Here is a 19,352-nt window from a genome sequence, read left to right on the forward strand (position 1 = left end):
GACGCTCCTAAGCCTCTTCGCGCACAGCTTCGATCCCCGAACCGAGCGTCAGAAAGGCGTAGGCGGTCGCCAGCGCCAGCCCGATCGTCGCGCTGCCCGCCAGCGTCGGCAGCAGCAGTACCAGCGGATAGGCGGCGGGCGTGCCCGACCACCGCCGGCGCGGCGCCGGCACGCGATCCGCCAGGACCACCGCCGCGATCCCGCACAGCGCCAGCGCGAGCCCCGTTGCCGCCCCGCTCGCGCGCAGGCTCCACACGCCCAGCGCCAGCGCCGACAGCGCGGCCAATGCAGGGATCGCGCGCTCCTGAAACCGTGCCGCGCGATCCTCGCCGCGCAGCCAACTGAGCATCGATCCGGTCGACAGCACCGAGATCGCGACGATCGTCAGCACCAGCGCCAGCGACGGCATCGCTAGCGCATAAAACGCTACCGTACCCGCGATCGCTGCGACCGCCGCGACGATCAGTCCCCAACCGGCGATCCCGCGCGCGACCAGCTGCGGCAGCGTCCATCCCGTCACCGGGGTGAACAGATAGCGGTCGACCCACGCCGTCCGCCGATCCCCCAACGCCGCCAGCACCGACCTCGATCGTTGCAGCAGCGCACCGCCGTCGCGCTCGACGCCGTGCCGCGTCCGCGCGGTGGCGGCGGGTAGCAGCAAGTGTTCGGCGCCCGCCTGCACGCTGTGGCGCAGGAGTGTCGACTGAAAATCATAATCCGCCGGCATCGTCGCGACCTCGGCTAGCCGCCGGGCCGGTACGCGGGCGAGTCCAGCCCACAGATGTGCCGAGTCGACCCGCTCGACGCTGCCGCCCGCTTCGACATCGCCATCGCGCGTGACCAGCAGCACCTCCTGATGCCCCGACGCCATCCATTCGATGACCGCATCGGTGGTGACCAGACCGTCCGCCACCACGATCACCTGCGCCAGCGGATGGACCTTCGCCGCGGCGTCCTCGGCCGATCGGACGACATCGACCGTCATCCCGCGCGCGGCGATCCGGCTCGTCGCCCCCAGTAATGCGGGCGTCGTGCGGGAGACCGCGACCAGCACGTGACCGACGCCGACCGCCGCCAGCAGCCGCGCCTGATATTCGATCAGCGTGCTGCCCCCGAACGGCAACGTCGCCGCCAGCGTGTCGGGGCGATCGTCAGCATCCTCCGTCGCGAAGATCAGGCCGGACAGCATTGGCGTCAGTAGAGCAGGAAGGGCGCGCGCACCGCGATCCACGCCGCCTCGTCGGCCCGCGCCGGCGCGTCGAGATCGGCCGGCAGCGCATTCGCATCGTCGACCCATAGGCGCAGGCCTGGCCCGCCGTTGATGACGTCGATCGCCAGCTTGCCGAACTCATATTCGTACGGAAAATCGCGCCACAGCGGATAATCGGGATACAGCGCGCGGATCGCCTTGAACGCCAGCGCCTGGACCCGCCACGGCCGGAACGCGTCGTGATCGTACACCGGCTCCTCGGCATGGATGTGGACGCCGTGGCACAGCTGGCCGACATGCTTGTGGAAGGTCGGCTCGAAACTGATCGGCCGCAGTGCGCATCCCGCCAGCCACTCGGGCGCGATCCGCTGCATGCGCGCGATCACCGCGCGCGCATCGATATCGGGCGCGCCGAAGATCTCCAGAGGCCGCGTCGTCCCGCGCCCCTCGCTCAGCGTCGTCCCCTCCAGCATCACCGTGCCGGCATAGGCGCGCGCCATGTTGAGATTGGGCGCATTCGGGCTGGGGTTGATCCAGATGCGCTCGTCGGGCCAGCCGTGACCCGGCGCGGCGGCGGGATCATAGCCCTCCATCGTCACGACGCGGCAGTCGACGTCCAGCGCGAACTGCTTGACGAACCACAAGGCCATCTCGCCCAGCGTCAGCCCATGCCGCATCGGCATCGGCCCGGCGCCGACGAAGCTCTCCCATCCGGCCAGCAGCGTCAGCCCCTCGACCGGCCGGCCGGCGGGGTTGGGGCGATCGAGCACCCAGACCTCCTTGCCATGCTCGGCAGCGGCTTCGAGCACGTAGAGCAGGGTGGTGATGAAGGTGTAGATGCGACAGCCGAGATCCTGCATGTCGACCAGCAGCACGTCGAACGTCCCCATCGACTGGCCGGTCGGCCGCCGTACCTCGCCATAGAGCGAGAAGACGGGCACGCCGTGGACGGGATCGTCGAAGTCGGGTGACTCGACCATATTGTCCTGCTTGTCGCCGCGCAGCCCGTGCTGCGGCCCGAACGCCGCGGTCACGTTGACGCCGGCGGCGACCAGCGCGTCAAGCGAATGGGTCAGGTCCGCCGTCACCGACGCGGGATGGGCAAGCAGCGCGACCCGCTTGCCGCTCAACTGGTCGAGCAGCGCGGGGTCGGACAACAGGCGATCGATACCGAATTTCATCGGTCAATCGGTTGCCGGGACTTTCATCGCAAAGCAATCGGGATGATGGAAATCGGGCGCGCCGGGCGGGTGGGCGAGCGCCCAATAGGATCGGGCGCCGTCATGGTGTGTGATGACCATCGACAGTCCGACCGACGCCCCGCCGGGGGGCAGGCCGGACAGGTCGACATCAGCCGTGAGTATCACGTCGTTGCCATTTCGCCTGACATCGACATGCGGCGGCACCGCCTGAGGGGCATCGCGCATGCCGGTGCGGTATGCGTCGAAATCATAGGCTGCCCATTCGCCCGACGGCGACAGGTTGAACTCCCGATACCCCGCCGCGCCGTCCCCGCGCCAGAAGAGCTCCGCGCAGGTCGTCCGCCAAAGCTCGTCGGTCCGCGCGGGCGGGGCGGGGGGAGGGACCACCACTGAATCCGCCCCTGCGATGCGGAACGTCAGCAGCACGTCGTCGCCATCGGTCGCGGTCCACTCCACCGATATGCCGGCGATGCTCTGCGTCGGTGTGTCTGGATGGGGCTTTAGCGTGAGTGGCATGCCAGCGTTGTGGCGCTGGCGACGCCGAGAGGAAAGCGCGAACGTGAACCCTGTGTCCTACATCGTTGCGATCTGCTTCATGCTGCTAAGTGATCCAGACGTTGAGCAGAGGCCTAGCAAAGCGGCTTCGGCAAAAGAGCCAAAAGATACAACAGGGGACGAATGCAGCGCATGTCCGTGACTTTGACGCTGATTCCAAGCACACCGTGCTCCCGCGAAGGCGGGAGCCCAGGGCGACAAGCGCCGGGCTTCGCAACTCTGAACTCCCGCCTGCGTGGCAGCACCGGCGGATGCTTTCCGCCAAAGTCGCTCAAGACTATCGGAGCGCTGCTTCCCCCACCCACCGGCCCCTCGCTTGCGCAACCCTTGCGCCCCCCGCTAAGCGCCACGCTGTCATGACCGATCTCAACTTCCAATCCAGCCTGCTGCGCACCCTGATCGAGCGCGGCTATGTCCATCAGATGACCGATGCCGGGGCGCTCGACGCGCTGGCGGCGAAGGCGGTGGTGCCGGGCTATATCGGTTTCGATCCGACCGCGCCGTCGCTGCACGTCGGCAGCCTCGTTCAGATCATGCTGCTGCGCCGCCTGCAACAGGCGGGGCACAAGCCGATCGTGCTGATGGGCGGCGGCACCGGCAAGATCGGCGACCCGTCGTTCAAGGAGGAGGCGCGCCAGCTTCTGACCACCGATCGCATCGCCGACAATGTCGCCTCGATCCGGCGCATCTTCGACCGTTTCCTGACCTTCGGCGACGGGCCGACCGACGCGATCATGCTCGACAATGCCCAGTGGCTCGACGCGCTGGAATACATCCCGTTCCTGCGGGAGGTCGGGCGGCATTTCTCGGTCAACCGCATGCTCGGCTTCGACAGCGTGAAGCTGCGGCTCGACCGCGAACAATCGCTCAGCTTCCTCGAATTCAATTACATGATCCTGCAAGCCTACGACTTTCGCGAGCTGGCGGTGCGCCAGGCGTGCCGGTTGCAGATGGGCGGCAGCGACCAGTGGGGGAATATCGTCAACGGCGTCGAGCTTGCCCGCCGCATGGACGGGATCGAGGTCTTCGGCGTCACGACGCCGCTGCTGACGACCGCGTCGGGCGAGAAGATGGGCAAGACCGTCGCCGGCGCGGTGTGGCTGCACGAGGATCAGCTGCCGCACTTCGATTACTGGCAGTTCTGGCGCAACACCGACGATCGCGACGTCGGCCGCTTCCTGCGCCTGTTCACCGACCTGCCCCTCGACGAGATCGCCCGCCTCGAATCGCTCGAGGGGGCCGAGATCAACGAGGCGAAGAAGATCCTGGCGACCGAGGCCACCGCGCTGTGCCGCGGCCGGCCGGCCGCAGACGAGGCGGCGGAGACCGCGCGCCGTACATTCGAGGAGGGCGCATCGGGCGCCACCCTGCCGACGCTCAGCGTCGCCGGGGGCCGCATCGGCATCGTCGACGCACTGATCGGTCTGGGCTTCGCCGCCTCCAAGGGCGAGGCGCGGCGTCTCGTCGCCGGCGGCGGTGCGCGGGTCGATGGCGAGAAGGTCGCCGATGAAAGTACGATGATTCTCGTTTCGGCTCCGGTTCGATTATCCGCGGGCAAGAAGCATCACGGTCTGCTGCAGCCCTGACATAATAGCAAACGATCCGCTAACCGGTTTTCATACAAGGATTTTTCAGTCCCTCGGTCGTAGTCAACGTGCCTGTGAACGGGAGCGGATGATGGCGTACGACAATCTGGCCTATGCCGAGCTGCGCAGGGATGTGCGAGACGACGTCCATCACCGCGCGCGCGCTATCATGGCGAATGGGGAGTGGCTGCAACTCGTGGTCGTGAACGTGTCGGCCGGCGGCTTCATGGCACGCTGCGACTCGGAGCTCACACCCGGCGATGCGCTGCGGATCACGTTGCCGGCGATCGGTGCGCGACTGGCGGAGGTGAAATGGGCGCTGGGTGGCCGTATCGGCTGCGCATTCGAACGCGCCGTGCCGCCGCCCGACTATCGCCGGATGCTCGGGACCATATCGCGCTGAAGTCTCAGCGGCGAACCCGCCGGACGAGCAGCACGATCGCGAGACCGGCGACCGCCAGGATCGCACCGCGGTCGATCCACACGCTTTGGTCGATCATGAAGCTCGACTGCGGCCAGCGGATGTAGCCGAGCCCCTGACCGATCCACAGCAGCCCCATCGCCGCCGCGGCGAGCCCGACGACGATGAGAATGCCGCGGATCATGCCGCTCAGCGCTCGCCGATGGGCGTATAGTGCCGCTCGGTCGGCCCGGTGTAGAGCTGACGCGGACGGCCGATCTTCTGCTCGGGGTCGGAGATCATCTCGTTCCACTGCGCCACCCAGCCGACCGTCCGGGCCAGCGCGAACAGCACGGTGAACATCGTCGTCGGGAACCCAATCGCCGACAGGATGACGCCCGAATAGAAGTCGACGTTCGGGAACAGCTTCTTCTCGACGAAATACGGATCCTTCAGCGCGATCTCTTCCAGCTGCAGCGCCGTCTCGAACACCGGATCGGAAACGTTCAGGCTGGCGAACACCTCACGCACCGTCTGCTGCATCACGGTCGCCCGCGGGTCGTAGTTCTTATAGACGCGGTGCCCGAAGCCCATCAGGCGGAACGGATCGTTCTTGTCCTTGGCGCGGGCGATATATTCCGGAATCTTATCCGGCGTGCCGATCTCGCGCAGCATGTTCAGCGCCGCCTCGTTAGCGCCGCCATGCGCCGGGCCCCACAGGCAGGCGATACCTGCCGCGATGCACGCGAACGGGTTCGCCCCCGACGAGCCCGCAAGCCGGACGGTCGAGGTCGACGCGTTCTGCTCATGATCGGCGTGCAGGATGAAAATGCGGTCCAGCGCCTTCTCGACCACCGGATTGACGACATATTCCTCGGCCGGGACGCCGAACGTCATGCGCAGGAAGTTGCCGGTGTAGCTCAGGTTGTTGTCGGGGTAGAGAAACGGCTGTCCGACCGAATACTTATACGCCATCGCCGCGATCGTCGGCATCTTGGCGATCAGCCGGTGCGACGCGATCATCCGCTGGCGCGGATCGGTGATGTCGGTCGAGTCGTGATAAAAGGCGCTCAAGGCACCGACGACGCCGCACATGATCGCCATCGGATGCGCGTCGCGGCGGAACCCGCGATAGAAGGTCGCGAGCTGCTCGTGCAGCATCGTGTGCCGGCTGATCGTATGGGCGAACTTGTCCAGCTCGGCCTTCGACGGCAGTTCGCCGTTCAGCAGGAGGTAGCTGACCTCCATGAAGCTCGACTGTTCGGCCAGCTCGCCGATCGGATAACCGCGATGGAGCAGGATGCCCTCGTCGCCGTCGATGTAGGTCAGCCCGGATTCGCACGACGCGGTGCTGGTGAAGCCCGGGTCGTAGGTGAACATACCCGTCTTCGCATACAGCTTGCGGATGTCGATCACGTCCGGGCCGACGCTGCCCGAGAGGACCGAATATTCGCCGTCGCCGATGGTTACATTGGTGTCGGTCATTGCTGGTCCTTTCACATCTGCCGTCGAGCGCAGCCGCGCTCAGGCCATCTGGTCGGCGATCCGTCCCAGGCTCTCGTCGCGCCCGAGCAGGTCGAGCACGTCGAAGATTCCGGGCGAGGTCTTCCGACCGACGAGCGCGGCGCGTAGCGGCTGTGCCACCGCGCCGAGCTTGACGCCCGCCGTCTCGGCGACCTCGCGTACCGCCGTTTCGAGCGCCTCCGTATCCCACTTGTGCACCGCGTCAAGAGCGGCGTGCAGGCGGGCCAGTAGCGCGGGGGCGTCTCCCGCCAGCAACGCAGCGGCGGCTTCGTCGATCGGGATCGGCCGCTGGCGGAACAGGAAGCCCGCGCCGTCCGCTAGTTCGAGGATGCTCGCCGCCCGCGGCTTCAGCGACGCCATCGCCCGGACGAGCGCCGCGCGCTGATCGTCGGTCAGTTCGAAGCCCAGGTGCGGCACGACCAGATCGGCCAGGCGTGCGTCGTCGGCGGCGCGGATGTACTGACCGTTCAGGTTCTCCAGCTTCTTAGAATCGAACCGCGCTGGTGATTTGCCGACGCCGTCGAGGTCGAACCATTCGATCGCCTGCGCCTTCGAGATGACTTCGTCGTCGCCATGTCCCCAGCCGAGACGCAGCAGATAGTTGAACAGAGCTTCGGGCAGGATGCCCATCTCGTCGCGATAGGCATCGACGCCCAGTGCGCCGTGCCGCTTCGAGAGCTTGCCGCCGTCGCCACCGTGGATCAGCGGGATGTGGGCATAGACCGGCTCGGCCCATCCCATCGCGCGGATGATCGGCAGCTGGCGGAACGCGTTGTTCAGATGGTCGTCGCCGCGGATGACGTGCGTCACCCCCATGTCGTGATCGTCGACCACGACCGCGAGCATATACGTCGGCGTGCCGTCCGAGCGCAGCAGGACCATATCGTCCAGCTCGGCATTGGCGACGGCGACGCGGCCCTGCACCAGATCCTCAATCACCGTCTCGCCCTCGCGCTCGGCCCTGATCCTGACGACGAACGGCTGGTCGGCGGGCGCGGTTGCGGGGTCGGCGTCGCGCCACGGCGACTGCAGGCGGAACGGACGGCGCTCGGCCTCGGCGGCGGCTCGCGCTTCCGCCAGTTCGGCCTGCGTCATGTAACAGCGATAGGCGCGACCGGCGGCCAGCAATTCATCGACCACTTCGGCATGTCTGCCGGCACGTGTCGACTGGAACACGGGCTCGCCATCCCAGTCGAGGCCCAGCCAGTCGAGACCGTCGAAGATCACGTCGATCGCGTCCTTCGTCGACCGCGCCTTGTCGGTATCCTCGATCCGCAGCAGCGCGCGGCCGCCATGATGGCGGGCATAGAGCCAGGCGAACATGCCGGTGCGGGCATTGCCGATGTGCAGATAGCCGGTCGGCGACGGCGCGAAGCGCGTGACAACAGCGGCGTTGGCACCGTGCGCGGATGCGTCGGTTTCGGTGGTTGCGCTCAAGCGCACATGCTCCCAGGATCGAGACAGGATGGCCGTTTCAGCCGCTGCGCGCACTAGCATGGCGTTTGCCCCGCTTCAAATCATGGGCGCATGGCGTCCGTGGTCGATCGAGGCATGGCTGGAGGCCGAGCGCGATCAGCTGCCGCTTTGGATACCGGTCGCGTTTGGTGCGGGGATCGCCGCATGGTTCGTGCTGCCGGATCAGGGCGCCTGGATCGCGGTGCTGCTGGCGAGTTTAGCCGTTGCTGTGGCCGGGGCGGCGCTTGCACCGGGTGGCCGCGCCGGTCGAGCGATGACGATCGCCGGGATTGCCGTTGCGCTCGGCACGGGCGCGACGTGGTGGCGGGCGGAGCGCGTGGCGGCACCGGTGCTGGCGCGACCGGCGATCGTGGCATTCATCGCGCGGGTGGAGCGGATCGAGCCTCTGGCGGCGCGCGAACTGGTGCGGTTGCGGCTGGCGCCGGTTGGGGCGGCGGGGCTGCCGCCGCGGATCCGCGTCAATCTGGCCGAACGCGACGTGCCCGCCGGGCTGGCCGCAGGTGCGACGATCCGGCTGCGGGCGCGGCTGATGCCGCCCGCGCCGGCGGCGGTGCCGGGGGCGCACGACTTCACGCGGGTCGCGTGGTTCGGCGGGTTGGGGGCGACCGGACGGGGGTTCGCGCCGGTCGAGGTGATCGCGCCGGGCGACGCGGGACGGAGCGATCTGCGAGTGCGGCTGTCGAGCCACATCCGCTCACGGCTTGCCGGGGCGGAGGGCGCGGTGGCGGCCAGCTTGGCGACCGGCGATCAGGGCGCCATTCCCGAAGACGATGCCGAGGCGATGCGGCGGTCGGGACTGGCGCATCTCCTGTCGGTCAGCGGGCTGCACATCACCGCGGTCGTCGGCGCGGCGATGTTCGTGGCGCTGCGGCTGCTGGCGCTCAGCCCGTGGGCGGCGCTAAACCTGCGGCTGCCGTTGCTCGCCGCCGGCGTCGGGGCCTTAGCGGCGGTCGGTTACACCTGGCTGACCGGCGGCGAGGTGCCGACGATCCGCAGCTGCGTCGCCGCGCTGCTGGTGCTCGCCGCGCTGGCGATGGGGCGGGAAGCGGTGACGCTGCGGCTCGTCGCGGTCGGGGCGCTGGTGGTGCTGGTGCTGTGGCCCGAGGCTGTGGTGGGCGCGAGCTTCCAGCTGTCGTTTGCCGCCGTCAGTGCGATCGTCGCGCTGCATGAAAGTGCGGCGGGGCGGCGGTGGTTCGGAGTGCGGGACGAGGGGTGGGCGGCGCGGACGGCGCGCGGGCTGATGGTGCTGCTGGCGACCGGCATCGTCGTCGAGCTGGCACTGGTGCCGATCGGACTTTTTCACTTCCACAAGGCAGGGGCCTACGGCGCGCTCGCCAATATCGTCGCCATTCCGCTGACGACCTTCGTCATCATGCCCTTGGAGGCGGGGGCATTGCTGCTCGACGGGGTTGGGCTGGGCGCCCCCTTGTGGTGGCTGGCGGGAAAGGCGCTGGGGCTGTTGCTGGCGATCGCACGGACGACCGCGGCGGCACCGGGAGCGGTGGCGGCGCTGCCGGCGATGCCGCGGGGGGCGTTCGGGCTGATGGTGGGTGGGGGGCTTTGGATCGCGTTGTGGCGGACGCGGGCGCGGTGGTGGGGCGGCGTGCCGGTGCTTATCGGAGCGATGTGGGCGTTGGCGACGCCGGCGCCGGACCTGATCGTGACCGGTGACGGACGGCATCTGGCGGTGCGGATGCCGGATGGGGGCATGGCGTTGCTGCGCGAGCGGGCCGGGAACTATGTTCGCGACCTGCTGGCTGAGGGTGGCGGGGTGGACGGGGAGTTGCCCGCGATCGACGACATGTCGGGCGCCCGGTGCAACTCGGATTTGTGCCTGGTCCGCTTCGGCGAAGCACCCGCCTGCTGGCGACGCGCAGCGGGTATCTGGTCGATGCGCTGCCGCTGATCCGCCTGTGCCGAACAGTCGATATCGTCGTCAGCGAGCGCAACTTGCCGCGGGCGTGTGCGCCCCGCTGGTTGAAGATCGACCGGCGGTTCCTGCGTCGGTCGGGCGGGGTCAGCCTGACGCTCTCACCGCCCGGCGTGACGACGGTCGGCGATGGGGCGGGAGACCATCCCTGGGAGCATCCGCCGACCGTGATGCCGCCCAAAGGTAACGATTGGCGTCGCTAGACTGCGGTGGCCGGTGCCTGCCAAGTGCTTCGACTTCGCTCAGCACGAACCGGGTTTTGGGCAACTGCTTCAATACCGGCGTAGCAGCCCTGCGAGCTTGCCCTGCACCTGTACTTGCCGCGCGGCGTAGCGTTGCGGGTCGTAGTTGCGATTGGCGGGGTCGAGACGGATCATCGCGCCTTCGCGGTGGAAGGTCTTCAACGTCGCCTCGTGATCGTCGATCAGCGCGACGACGATGTCGCCATCACGCGCCGTCTCAGTCCGGCGGATGAGGGCATAGTCGCCATCGAGAATACCCTTCTCGACCATCGAATCGCCGGACACCTCCAGCGCATAATGCTCGCCCGAGCCGAGCAGCGCGGCGGGGACGGGAAGCATCGTCGCCCCCTCCATCGCCTCGATAGGCACGCCGGCGGCGATGCGACCGTGCAGCGGGATCTCGATCACGTCGTTTGCGGGCGACGGCGGCGCACGATCGGGCGTGCTCGCACCCGCGAATGTTGACGAAGTTGAGACGTGCGGCGGCGTCTTCGCCTCCGACCGCTCGGGCATCTTGATGACTTCGAGCGCGCGGGCACGGTTGGCGAGGCGACGCAGGAAGCCGCGCTCGACCAGCGCCGAAATCAGGCGATGGACGCCAGACTTCGACTTGAGGTCCAGCGCCTCCTTCATCTCCTCGAACGATGGCGAGATGCCGGTTTCGTTGAGGCGATCGGCGATAAAGCAGATCAGCTCGTGCTGCTTCTTCGTTAGCATGGACGGACCTCCGTCTGGAACAGATAACGAACGTTTATGTATTGTTCTCGACCCTGTCAAGCGATCGGCAACAGCTCCACGAGATCGTCGATTGCCGCCGGCGGGGCATGCGGCTGACGCAGGACGAGGCAGGTCGAGCGGGCGAGCGTGCGCAGCATCGAACTGTCCTGGATGGCGGCGACAAGAACGCGCCCGTCGATCACCGCGCCGCGGAGATAATCGGTGCGCGGGCCGTTGGCGGGGAGCGGTTCGCCGAGCGGCGCGGTGTAGGTTGGGGGAAAGGGCGCGGACGCCCCGCCCAACGCCGCGACGAGCGGTCGCAGGAACAAGGTGGCGGTGACGAAGGCCGACACCGGATTACCGGGCAGCCCGAGTACCACGGTGTCGCGCATCCGCCCGGCCATCATCGGTTTGCCCGGCCGCAGCGCGATCCGCCAGAAGTCGATCGTCGCGCCCGCCGCTTCGAGCGCGGGCCGGACGAGGTCGTGGTCGCCGACCGACGCGCCGCCGGTGGTGACGAGGATGTCGGCATCGACCGCGGCAAAGGCGGCGGTGAGAACGTCAAGGCGGTCCGGCAGAATGCCAAGCGACACGATCTCGACGGGCAGGTCGGCCAGTAGCGCGGCGAGCAGGACGCCGTTGCTCTCGGGCAACTGCCCGGGCGCGAGCGGGGTGCCTGGCGGGACGAGTTCGTCGCCGGTGGAGGCGATCGCGACGCGCACCCGGCGACGGACGGGGACGGTGGCGTGACCGGCGAGCCCGGCGAGCGCGACGCGCGGCGGCGTCCAGCGCTCGCCCGCGGCGACGACGATCTCGGCTTCGGCGAAGTCCAATCCGCGGCGGCGGACATTGCCGCCGACGCCCTTCGGCCCCTCGCCCGACAGCGTCAGCGTATCGCCGGCCCGCGCCGCTTCTTCCTGCACCAGCACGCAGTCCGCGCCGGCAGGCATGGCCGCACCGGTGAAAATGCGGACCGCCTCGCCCGCGCCGATTTGTCCCGAAAAGGGACGTCCGGCCGCACTCTCACCCACGACGCGCATCGGCGCGGTCCGGTCTGCGAAGCGGATGGCATAACCGTCCATCGCTGACAGGTCCGCATCGGGCTGGGTGCGCGTGGCGGCGACGTCGGCGGCGGCCCAGCGGCCGGCGGCCTTCGCCAGCGGGACGGTCTCGGCCGGGCGGGGTGTGGCGAGCGCGAGCAGGCGGGACTGCGCTTCGGCGACCGGGATGAGGGTCATGCGCGTCGCTCGCGCGCTGGGCTGAACGCAAGAGCGGGAAGGCGAGCACACATAGACGCGCTTTGCCCCCGACGCCCGGACATTGAAAGGCTGTTGGGCGAGGTCGGACTATCTCGGCCCTTCCGCCACCGCGACCCGCCCGCTGCGATCCAGCTTGCTCCAGCCGACCACCCAGCCGCCGATCGCCGATCCGATCGCGCGCAGCACGACGCCGTACATGAGCTGACGGTACACTACCCGCTGCGCGACCAGCAGATGGGCGGGATAGCGCGCCTGCCCGCCGTCGAGCCTATAGGCGATCCAGCCGCAAAAGACGTCGACCGCAGTGAAGGCGACCCAGTAGAGCGCCATCGTCGCGACGTCGCCGGACGTCTGCGCCCAGCCATGCTGCGCGACGCGCAGCGCGGTGCCCACCACCGACACGACCAGCGCGAGGTCGATTACGGGCGAGATGGCGGCGAACAGGATCTGGAAGATCCACGCCTGCGGCAGGCCGACCAGCGCCAGCCCGCGCGGGCGGCGCGACCGCCAGATACCGCGATGCTTCCACAGGCATTGCAGCGTGCCGAACGCCCAGCGATAGCGTTGCTTGCCCAGACCTGCGAAACTCTCCGGCGCCTCGGTCCATGCGACCGCCTCTGGATCATAGGTCACGCGCCAGCCGGCGCGTTGCACGGCGATGGTGAGATCCTGATCCTCGGCCAGCGTGTCCTCCGGATAGCCGCCGACCGCATCGAGCGTCGTACGGCGCCAGGCGCCGACCGCACCCGGCACCACCGTCATCGCATCGAAGCCGGCGAGCGCGCGGCGTTCGAGGTTCTGCGCAGTGATGTATTCGACCGCCTGCCAGCGTGTGACGAGGTTGACGCGATTGCCGACCCGCGCGTCGCCCGCGACCGCCCCGATGCGAGGATCGGCGAACCAGCGCGCCAGGTGGCGGATCGTGTCGGGCTCGAACTGCGTATCCGCGTCGAGCGCGATCACCACTTCGCCGCTCGCGTGCAGCAGCGCACGGTTGAGCGCGGCGGCCTTACCGCCGTTCGGCAGCGTCAGCAGCGTCACGCGATCGTCGTCGCCGAAGCGCGTGCGGACGATCGCGCTGGTCGCGTCGCGCGATCCGTCGTCGGCGACGATGATCTGCAGCGCGGGATAGTCGCTGGCGAGGATGCGTTCGATCGACGTCGCGATCACGCGTTCCTCGTTATAGGCGGGGATGATGACCGAGACGGAAGGCGCGAACACCGGCGGTTCGCTACGGCGCCGCCGGGTCTGCCACCACGCCAGCGCCGCCATCAGCACCGCGCGCGCCATGCCGAGCGCGATCGCGAGGTAAAAGATCCAGCCGATCAGGAACATGACGCCCGCGACAATGATGAAGCTGGCGACGTCGATCCGTACCGCGGTCAGGTCGCGTCCCGCCACCACCGGCATCGCCTGCGCCGGCGATATGCCGACGAGGCGCGAGGCGGTGACGAAGTGATAGCCCTGCGCGCGCAGCGTCGCGATGATACGCGGCAATGCGGCGATCGTCTGCTCGCGATCGCCGCCGCCGTCGTGGAGCAGGACGACGTTCGCCGAGCGGTCGGCGCTGCCGGCGCGGACTTGATCGACCACTTGCCGGACGATCGCGTCGGCGCCCGGCCGCTGCCAGTCGTTGGGATCGACGTGCAGCCCGACGACGGTGTAGCCCGCCTGCTGCGCGGCGAGCGCGGGCTGCAATTCGTCGGTGGTGGTCGGCTCGGCGTCGCCGAAATAGGGCGCGCGGAACAGCGTCATCCGCCGCCTTGTATAGGCCTCGACCACGCGCTGCGTCGCGTTCAGTTCGAGGCTGGTGGACGCGTCCGACGCACCCGCGAGATTGGGGTGGGTGTAGCTGTGGTTGCCCAGTTCGCTGCCGCCGCGGACGATGCGGGCGACGAGGCCGGGATGTTCGAGGACGTTCTCCCCGATCACGAAGAAGGTGGCGGGGACGTGCGCGCGTTCCAGCACGTCGAGGATGCGTGGCGTCCATGTGCCGTCGGGACCGTCGTCGAAGGTGAGCGCGATCGCCTTCGGGTCGGCGGCACCGGCGCGCTGGACGACATAGGGCGTCGGGATGGCGGCATAGCTGGCGGCGCGGATCAGACCGGTGCCGTCGAACGTCACGATGCGCCGGCCGGGCGTCGGCGTCGCGGTGATGCGTAGCACCTCGCCGCTGCCTTCGACATCGGTTTCGAGCAGCGCCCGTGGGTGGGTCAGGTCGGGGCGACCGCCTTTTCGGAACGCGGCGAGCGCGGGCCAGAAATCGGCGTCCTCGCTGCCCAGCCGCCACAGCGCGATGTCGTCGATACCCATCTGTTGCAGCGCGCGCAGCTGGTTCCAGCTGGCTGCGGCGTCCATCATCCAGATCGTGTGACGCTCGCCGCCTTCGTCATAGGCGAAGGCGGTGTTGCCGCTGGCCGGGTCGAAGGCGGGGCGGGCATCGCTGTCGTGCGCGGCGAGCCATGCCTCCTCGATCGACAGCGCATCGGAGTGGCCGCCGTGCCAGTCGTAGCCGTAGCTGCCGAGCGCCACGACCAGCCGGTCGCCGCCGATCGCGCGGCGGGCGTCGGCGACCTGGCGGACGAACCAGTCCTGTGCGGCGATCGGGCCGGGCTCGCCGCCCTGCCAATGCTGGTCATAGGCCATCAGGATGACACGATCGACCGAGGCCGCGATCGCCGCCAGCGGCCATGACGCATCGCCGGCGGGGGCGGTGACGGCGAGCTGACGGCCGGCGGGCAAGGCGGCGCGCAAGACGCGGATGAAGGCGAGGTAGCGCGGCATCGCGGTAGTCGGCAGTGCCTCGAAATCCAGCACCAGACCGCCGTTACCGGGTCGGGCAGCGACGGCGGCGAGACGCGCGATCATCTGAGCGCGCGCGGCAGGATCGGCGAACAGCGCGGCGGCGGCGGCGCCGTCCCATGTCCCGCGATCATAGTTCTGCACCATCGGCAGCACGCGCGGCGGATGCGGCATTGCGGCGATCATGCGAGCAAAGGCCGGGTCGGGATCGACGGTGAGGTCGTGCTTCCGGCCGGTGATGGTGACGGTCGCGGGCACTACCCAGTCGAGCGCGGCGACATTGCGGCGCAACGACGCGATACTCGATTCGTCGCCGGGGACGTAGAAGCCGACCGACAGCGGGGAGCTGGCGGCGGGCGCCTTGATCCGCGGCAGCCAGGCGGCGAGGCCGTGGCGGGGCGGCGTGCCGCGCATCGCGGCGGCATGCGGCTGGGGCAGGGGCAGCGCCAGATCGCGCCCGCGCGGCACTGACACCAGGGTCGATGCGAAGATGACGCCGCCGAGCAGGATCAGCAGGATCGCGATCGCCAAAATACGTTTCGCCCATCGCCCGCGCCGGCCGGTGGGATCGAGGAAGATCGGTTTGCGCATCGAATGTCCCGCTTGTCCGGCGTCGTCGTGGGCGACGCGGGATGATCGGGCGGTGGGCGCCGGATTACGCTTTGGTCATGTGGCGTGGTCGCGCGCCAGCTGGCGCAGGATCACGCGGATCAGCCCGGCATCGTCGTGGCGCAGGAAATGCCCGCCCGGCATGACGATCCGCGTCGCTGGTACGCCGTCGATCAGCGGGCACAGGCTGTCCTCTTCCTGCACGCCCTGGATGCAGGTGACGGGTGCCCAGCGCAGTCCCCGCATCGCCGCGGCGGGGTGCGCGTCGGGCGCGGCGTGATAGGCGAGGCCGAGCGGATCGGCGCGGAAAAAGGTCGCCCGCGCCGGCACCACAAGCACGATCGCGGCGACTTTCGCGCGCAGGTCCTGCGGCAGGTCGGGGGCGGTGGTCGACAACAGGTCGGCACCGAACGACTGGCCGATCAGCACCACGCGCTTCGTGCCCGGCACCGCCAATGCGCGGCGCACCCCGGCTATCACGACGGCGTCGACCGCGGTGCGGCTATGCGTGTCGGCGAAGGCGACGGGCGAGCTGATGCCGATCACCGGGATGCCGATACCGGCGAGCGCGAGCGTCACCGGCCGCCCCATGCCGAAGCGCATCCCGGCATCGCCCGACACGAACAGCGCGACCGTGCCGTGGAACCGACCGGTCGGCGCGATCCGCTGATAGGCCTCGCCCGCGAACATGCTGGGCGCGCACGACACGACCGTCGCGCCGAGCACCAGCAGCGTGCCGAGCGCCAGCACTATGCGGGTGAGCGTCTGTCGCATCTCAGCTGTGCGTCGCCAGAGCGAAGACGGCGCGAGGCGGTTCGGCGCGAGGCGTCGGAGCGACCGCGGGCGGCGCGGCCGGGCGTGGCTCGACGCGGCCGCCGATCAGCCGGGTCGTGTCGCGCAGCGCCAGCAGCATGCCGATACCGTGCGGCCCGGCGACGTAGCGCGGCTCCCAGCGCGGCGCGAACTTCTCCTTGTAGGCGCGCAACCCCCGGAAGCCGTAGATGCGCTCGCCGTGGCGGAAGGCAAATGCGGCGACGCGCGCCCACGCCGGCGCCAGCCGGCGGTCGGCGATGCCCGACAGCGGCGCAATGCCGAGCGAGAAGCGCGTGAACCCCCGCGCCGCGGCCCACAGGATCATCTGCACGAACAGAAAGTCCATCGTGCCGCCCGGCGCCGAATGGCGGTGGCGCATCAGGTCGATCGACGCCTCCGCCCGATTGGGCGTCGCCCAGATGTTGGCAAATGCGATGATCTGTCCCTCGCGCTGCACGATCGCGGTGTCGAAGTGCGAGAGATAGTCGCGATCGAACCGGCCGAGGCTGAACATCTTCTCGCGCTGGTCCTTCGACGCCATCCACTCGTCGGAAACCGCCTGCAGCTCGTCGATGACCACGGGCAGCGCGGCAGCCGGGACGACGCGGAACGACAGCCCCTTGCGCTCCAGCCCGCGGGCCGCGCGGCGTATGGTGCGCAGGCGCGGCGTTTCCAGATCGAACGCGTCGAGTTCGACGAGCGCTTCTTCACCGAATTTGACGATCTCCAGCCCCATGCCGATCGCGAGATCGAGTACCGCGCCCGACACCTCGTAGAGCAGCAGCCGCGCCTGCACCCGGTCCGCCGCCTCGCGCAGCCGCCACAGCAGGTCGGGCCATTCGTCTGGCGGGCCGACGGGATCGCCCATCACCACCCAGCTGCCGCCGGCGATGCCGTACATCACGAAGGCGTCGCCCGCGTCCGACCAGACGAAACGCTTGTCGCCGGTCAACGCCAGCATGGCATCGGTTCGCCCCGCATGGGTCAGCGCGGCGTCGATTCGGTCCGCATCGAACGCCTCGGGCGCCGGACGCGCGCGTACCGGCGCGAGCAGCCGCCACAGCGCGAAGCCGATCAGCACCGCCGCACTCACCACGCTGGCGCGCAGGAAGCGCGGCGCGTCGCCGTGGACGCCGACATGCCACCAGAGGTCGTCCGAATATTGCACGTGGCGGAAGGCGAAGAAGCCCGCCCACACCGCGCCGCCGAACACCACCGCGACACTCGCCAGCCAGCCGGGGCTGAGTGGGGTCTGCGTCAGCGCGGTGCGGCGATAGAAGGCACCGCGCGTCCAGTGCAGCAGCGCCGCGACGCCGAGGCAGACCGCGGCTTCCTCGTAATCGATGCCCTTCATCAGCGAGAAGGCGGCACCTGCTACCAACAGCGCACGGGCGGCGAGGTTCGCACCGTCCAGCCGGCGGTAGAGGCCTGGCGCCAGCAACAGCAGCAGCGTGCCGACGACGCTGGCGGCAAGGTGGCTCGCCTCGATGAACGGCAGCGGCAAGACATGCGCCAACGCCCCCATGCGCGGCGCGAGCGCTGGCAGCGCGCCCGACAGCAGCAACAGCGCCCCGCCCGCGAACGCCGCCGCCGCCAGCAGCAGCGGCGCGACGCTGGCGATTGCGCTTTCCAGCCCCGTGATGAAACGCATCGTGCCGCGCTGGCGGCGCCCCTCGTGCCAAGCGAGCAGCACGATGCCGAAGGCCAGCGGCGCGAGATAATAGATCACGCGATAGGCGATCAACGCGGCGACCAGCGTGACGCGGTCACCGGGCAGCACGCCCAGCACCACCGCCTCGAACACGCCGATGCCGCCGGGGACATGCGTCACCACCGTCGCGGTGATGCCGAGCGCATAGGCGAGCACGAAGGCAGGCAGCAGCGCGGGCGCGGCATCGGGCATCAGCACGAACAGCGCGGCGCTGGCACAGGCCAGATCGACGGCGGCGACCAGCAGCTGGAGCACGAACTGGCCGGGACCGGGCAGGGGTATGACGATGCCGAAGATGCGGATCGGCCCGCGGACGAGGATCGTCGCGGCAAAGACGCCCGCCACCGCGATCAGGATGGCGATGCCGGCCGCCGTCGTCTGTCCGGCGGTCAGCGCGAGGCCCGACAGGTCGAGCGCCCCGCGATGGCAGACCAGCGCGATGGCCGTCACCCCGATCACGCCCGACCAGAAGGTCGCGCCCGCCAGCCCGATGACGCGCGCGATATCGGGGCCGTCGAGTCCCGCCGCGGTATAGACCCGGTAGCGCGCCGACCCGCCGGTCAGCAGCGCGAGGCCGAGATTGTGGCTGAGCGTATAGCTGGTGAACGACGCGGTCGCCGCGGTGCGCCACGGTAGCGGGCGACCGATGATGCGCAGCGCCAGCACGTCGTAGAAGGTGAGCGCGAGATAGCTGAGCGCCGTCAGCGTTCCGGCCAGCACGATCCGGTGCGGCGTCAGCGTCGCCAGCGCCGCCTTCACATCGGCGAAGTGGATCTCGCGCGTTAGCCGGTCGAGCGCGAGCAGCGCGACGGCGAGCAGGACGATCGCCACTCCTGCGAGGAGGAGGCCGCGATAGCGGCCGGCAAGCGCCTTAAGCTCAGCCACGGGGCGGCTCGGCGATCTGCGTCCAGAGCTGCGACTTGCAGATGAAGCCGCCGAGAATACAGCCCTTGATCTTCAGCGTGACGGGGGAGACCTGCGCGATCTCCGAATCGAAGCTGCGCTGCATGTCGGGGACGAATACGGTGCCCTTCCAGCGGTGGTCGCCCTCGGCGCGATAGTCCTGCAGCAGTTTCGTGCCGATCAGCTTTCCGGTGCCCGAATCGCGCGCGTCGCCCTGCGCCTCCGCACTCGCCCAGACCACCCATCCGCACAGCCGCGCGCCGCACGATCCGGTGCGGACCGCGACGCTGTGGCGCGGGTTGATCCAGATGCCCTCCGGCAGGGCGGGCGCCGCGGCGGCGGGCGCGGCCGCCAGCAGCGCCAGCGCGGCGAACGAGATGGACCTCAGCATTTCAGGACTCCAGGTATCGAAT

General features: G+C 69.2%; 16 protein-coding genes. 4 read left to right on the top strand and 12 right to left on the bottom strand.

Annotation, left to right across the window (positions count from 1 at the left end; genetic code table 11):
- Nucleotides 1-7: 7 nt before the first annotated feature.
- Genes ACX40P_RS06665 through ACX40P_RS06675 form a run of 3 tightly spaced genes read right to left on the bottom strand, consistent with a single transcriptional unit; the run spans nucleotide 8 to nucleotide 2,928 of the window.
- Nucleotides 8-1,189: a hypothetical protein gene (locus tag ACX40P_RS06665; RefSeq protein WP_459125541.1), complete on the bottom strand. Its 1,182-nt coding sequence runs from the start codon at nucleotides 1,187-1,189 to the stop codon at nucleotides 8-10.
- A 5-nt stretch (nucleotides 1,190-1,194) separates the two neighbouring features.
- Nucleotides 1,195-2,391: an exo-beta-N-acetylmuramidase NamZ family protein gene (locus ACX40P_RS06670; protein ID WP_459125542.1), complete on the bottom strand. Its 1,197-nt coding sequence runs from the start codon at nucleotides 2,389-2,391 to the stop codon at nucleotides 1,195-1,197.
- Nucleotides 2,392-2,394: 3 nt separating this feature from the next.
- The gene (locus tag ACX40P_RS06675) at nucleotides 2,395-2,928 is read right to left on the bottom strand and encodes a DOMON-like domain-containing protein (protein WP_459125543.1); all 534 of its coding nucleotides are present in this window, start codon (nucleotides 2,926-2,928) and stop codon (nucleotides 2,395-2,397) included.
- A gap of 395 nt (nucleotides 2,929-3,323) precedes the next feature.
- Between ACX40P_RS06675 and tyrS the strand changes: the two genes are divergently transcribed.
- Both tyrS and ACX40P_RS06685 read left to right on the top strand, forming a co-directional pair.
- Complete coding sequence (gene tyrS / locus ACX40P_RS06680; RefSeq protein ID WP_459125544.1) at nucleotides 3,324-4,553, top strand: tyrosine--tRNA ligase; 1,230 nt, start codon at nucleotides 3,324-3,326, stop codon at nucleotides 4,551-4,553.
- Nucleotides 4,554-4,644: 91 nt separating this feature from the next.
- Nucleotides 4,645-4,956, top strand: coding sequence for a PilZ domain-containing protein (locus ACX40P_RS06685; RefSeq protein WP_459125545.1), 312 nt, complete (start codon nucleotides 4,645-4,647; stop codon nucleotides 4,954-4,956).
- Nucleotides 4,957-4,960: 4 nt separating this feature from the next.
- Here the strand turns inward: ACX40P_RS06685 and ACX40P_RS06690 are convergent, their stop codons facing one another.
- The 3 genes from ACX40P_RS06690 to gltX are packed head-to-tail and all read right to left on the bottom strand — an operon-like array spanning nucleotide 4,961 to nucleotide 7,914.
- Nucleotides 4,961-5,158, bottom strand: a complete 198-nt coding sequence (locus ACX40P_RS06690) for a hypothetical protein (RefSeq protein ID WP_459125546.1) — start codon at nucleotides 5,156-5,158, stop codon at nucleotides 4,961-4,963.
- A gap of 5 nt (nucleotides 5,159-5,163) precedes the next feature.
- Nucleotides 5,164-6,438: a citrate synthase gene (locus tag ACX40P_RS06695; RefSeq protein WP_459125547.1), complete on the bottom strand. Its 1,275-nt coding sequence runs from the start codon at nucleotides 6,436-6,438 to the stop codon at nucleotides 5,164-5,166.
- A gap of 39 nt (nucleotides 6,439-6,477) precedes the next feature.
- Nucleotides 6,478-7,914 (bottom strand): glutamate--tRNA ligase, encoded by a 1,437-nt coding sequence (gltX, locus tag ACX40P_RS06700; RefSeq protein WP_459125548.1) that lies wholly within the window; start codon nucleotides 7,912-7,914, stop codon nucleotides 6,478-6,480.
- 58 nt (nucleotides 7,915-7,972) lie between these two features.
- Here gltX and ACX40P_RS06705 point away from each other — a divergent pair, with 58 nt between their 5' ends.
- Together ACX40P_RS06705 and ACX40P_RS06710 are read left to right on the top strand one after the other, a co-directional pair.
- Nucleotides 7,973-9,859, top strand: a complete 1,887-nt coding sequence (locus ACX40P_RS06705; RefSeq protein ID WP_459125549.1) for a ComEC/Rec2 family competence protein — start codon at nucleotides 7,973-7,975, stop codon at nucleotides 9,857-9,859.
- The gene (locus ACX40P_RS06710) at nucleotides 9,784-10,086 is read left to right on the top strand and encodes a hypothetical protein (protein WP_459125550.1); all 303 of its coding nucleotides are present in this window, start codon (nucleotides 9,784-9,786) and stop codon (nucleotides 10,084-10,086) included. Before ACX40P_RS06705 ends, ACX40P_RS06710 begins: the two co-directional genes overlap by 76 nt.
- 69 nt (nucleotides 10,087-10,155) lie before the next feature.
- On the opposite strand, the gene lexA is transcribed toward ACX40P_RS06710, so the two are convergent.
- From lexA to ACX40P_RS06740, 6 genes are all read right to left on the bottom strand, one after another.
- Nucleotides 10,156-10,842 (bottom strand): transcriptional repressor LexA, encoded by a 687-nt coding sequence (lexA, locus tag ACX40P_RS06715; RefSeq protein ID WP_459125551.1) that lies wholly within the window; start codon nucleotides 10,840-10,842, stop codon nucleotides 10,156-10,158.
- Between the two features lie 56 nt (nucleotides 10,843-10,898).
- Entirely contained in the window at nucleotides 10,899-12,080 is a 1,182-nt protein-coding gene (locus tag ACX40P_RS06720) for a molybdopterin molybdotransferase MoeA (RefSeq protein WP_459125552.1), read from the bottom strand.
- A 108-nt stretch (nucleotides 12,081-12,188) separates the two neighbouring features.
- The gene (locus tag ACX40P_RS06725) at nucleotides 12,189-15,494 is read right to left on the bottom strand and encodes a glycosyltransferase (protein WP_459125553.1); all 3,306 of its coding nucleotides are present in this window, start codon (nucleotides 15,492-15,494) and stop codon (nucleotides 12,189-12,191) included.
- Between the two features lie 75 nt (nucleotides 15,495-15,569).
- Nucleotides 15,570-16,286 (bottom strand): AcvB/VirJ family lysyl-phosphatidylglycerol hydrolase, encoded by a 717-nt coding sequence (locus tag ACX40P_RS06730; RefSeq protein ID WP_459125554.1) that lies wholly within the window; start codon nucleotides 16,284-16,286, stop codon nucleotides 15,570-15,572.
- A 1-nt stretch (nucleotide 16,287) separates the two neighbouring features.
- A complete protein-coding gene (mprF, locus tag ACX40P_RS06735; RefSeq protein ID WP_459125555.1) occupies nucleotides 16,288-18,921 on the bottom strand; it encodes a bifunctional lysylphosphatidylglycerol flippase/synthetase MprF in 2,634 nt (877 codons plus the stop codon).
- The gene (locus tag ACX40P_RS06740; protein WP_459125556.1) at nucleotides 18,914-19,330 is read right to left on the bottom strand and encodes a DUF2147 domain-containing protein; all 417 of its coding nucleotides are present in this window, start codon (nucleotides 19,328-19,330) and stop codon (nucleotides 18,914-18,916) included. The genes mprF and ACX40P_RS06740 overlap by 8 nt, the downstream gene beginning before the upstream one ends.
- Nucleotides 19,331-19,352: the final 22 nt, after the last annotated feature.

It is taken from the genome of Sphingomonas sp. RS2018 (assembly GCF_054489605.1).

What these genes read in the sequence shown, in the direction of transcription:
- ACX40P_RS06665 (WP_459125541.1), bottom strand. Translation starts at nt 1,189, where the DNA reads ATGCTGTCCGGCCTGATCTTCGCGACGGAGGATGCTGACGATCGCCCC.
- ACX40P_RS06675 (WP_459125543.1), bottom strand. Translation starts at nt 2,928, where the DNA reads ATGCCACTCACGCTAAAGCCCCATCCAGACACACCGACGCAGAGCATC.
- tyrS (WP_459125544.1), top strand. Translation starts at nt 3,324, where the DNA reads ATGACCGATCTCAACTTCCAATCCAGCCTGCTGCGCACCCTGATCGAG.
- ACX40P_RS06705 (WP_459125549.1), top strand. Translation starts at nt 7,973, where the DNA reads ATGGCGTTTGCCCCGCTTCAAATCATGGGCGCATGGCGTCCGTGGTCG.
- ACX40P_RS06720 (WP_459125552.1), bottom strand. Translation starts at nt 12,080, where the DNA reads ATGACCCTCATCCCGGTCGCCGAAGCGCAGTCCCGCCTGCTCGCGCTC.
- ACX40P_RS06690 (WP_459125546.1), bottom strand. Translation starts at nt 5,158, where the DNA reads ATGATCCGCGGCATTCTCATCGTCGTCGGGCTCGCCGCGGCGGCGATG.
- ACX40P_RS06725 (WP_459125553.1), bottom strand. Translation starts at nt 15,494, where the DNA reads ATGCGCAAACCGATCTTCCTCGATCCCACCGGCCGGCGCGGGCGATGG.
- ACX40P_RS06740 (WP_459125556.1), bottom strand. Translation starts at nt 19,330, where the DNA reads ATGCTGAGGTCCATCTCGTTCGCCGCGCTGGCGCTGCTGGCGGCCGCG.
- ACX40P_RS06685 (WP_459125545.1), top strand. Translation starts at nt 4,645, where the DNA reads ATGGCGTACGACAATCTGGCCTATGCCGAGCTGCGCAGGGATGTGCGA.
- ACX40P_RS06670 (WP_459125542.1), bottom strand. Translation starts at nt 2,391, where the DNA reads ATGAAATTCGGTATCGATCGCCTGTTGTCCGACCCCGCGCTGCTCGAC.
- lexA (WP_459125551.1), bottom strand. Translation starts at nt 10,842, where the DNA reads ATGCTAACGAAGAAGCAGCACGAGCTGATCTGCTTTATCGCCGATCGC.
- ACX40P_RS06695 (WP_459125547.1), bottom strand. Translation starts at nt 6,438, where the DNA reads ATGACCGACACCAATGTAACCATCGGCGACGGCGAATATTCGGTCCTC.
- ACX40P_RS06730 (WP_459125554.1), bottom strand. Translation starts at nt 16,286, where the DNA reads ATGCGACAGACGCTCACCCGCATAGTGCTGGCGCTCGGCACGCTGCTG.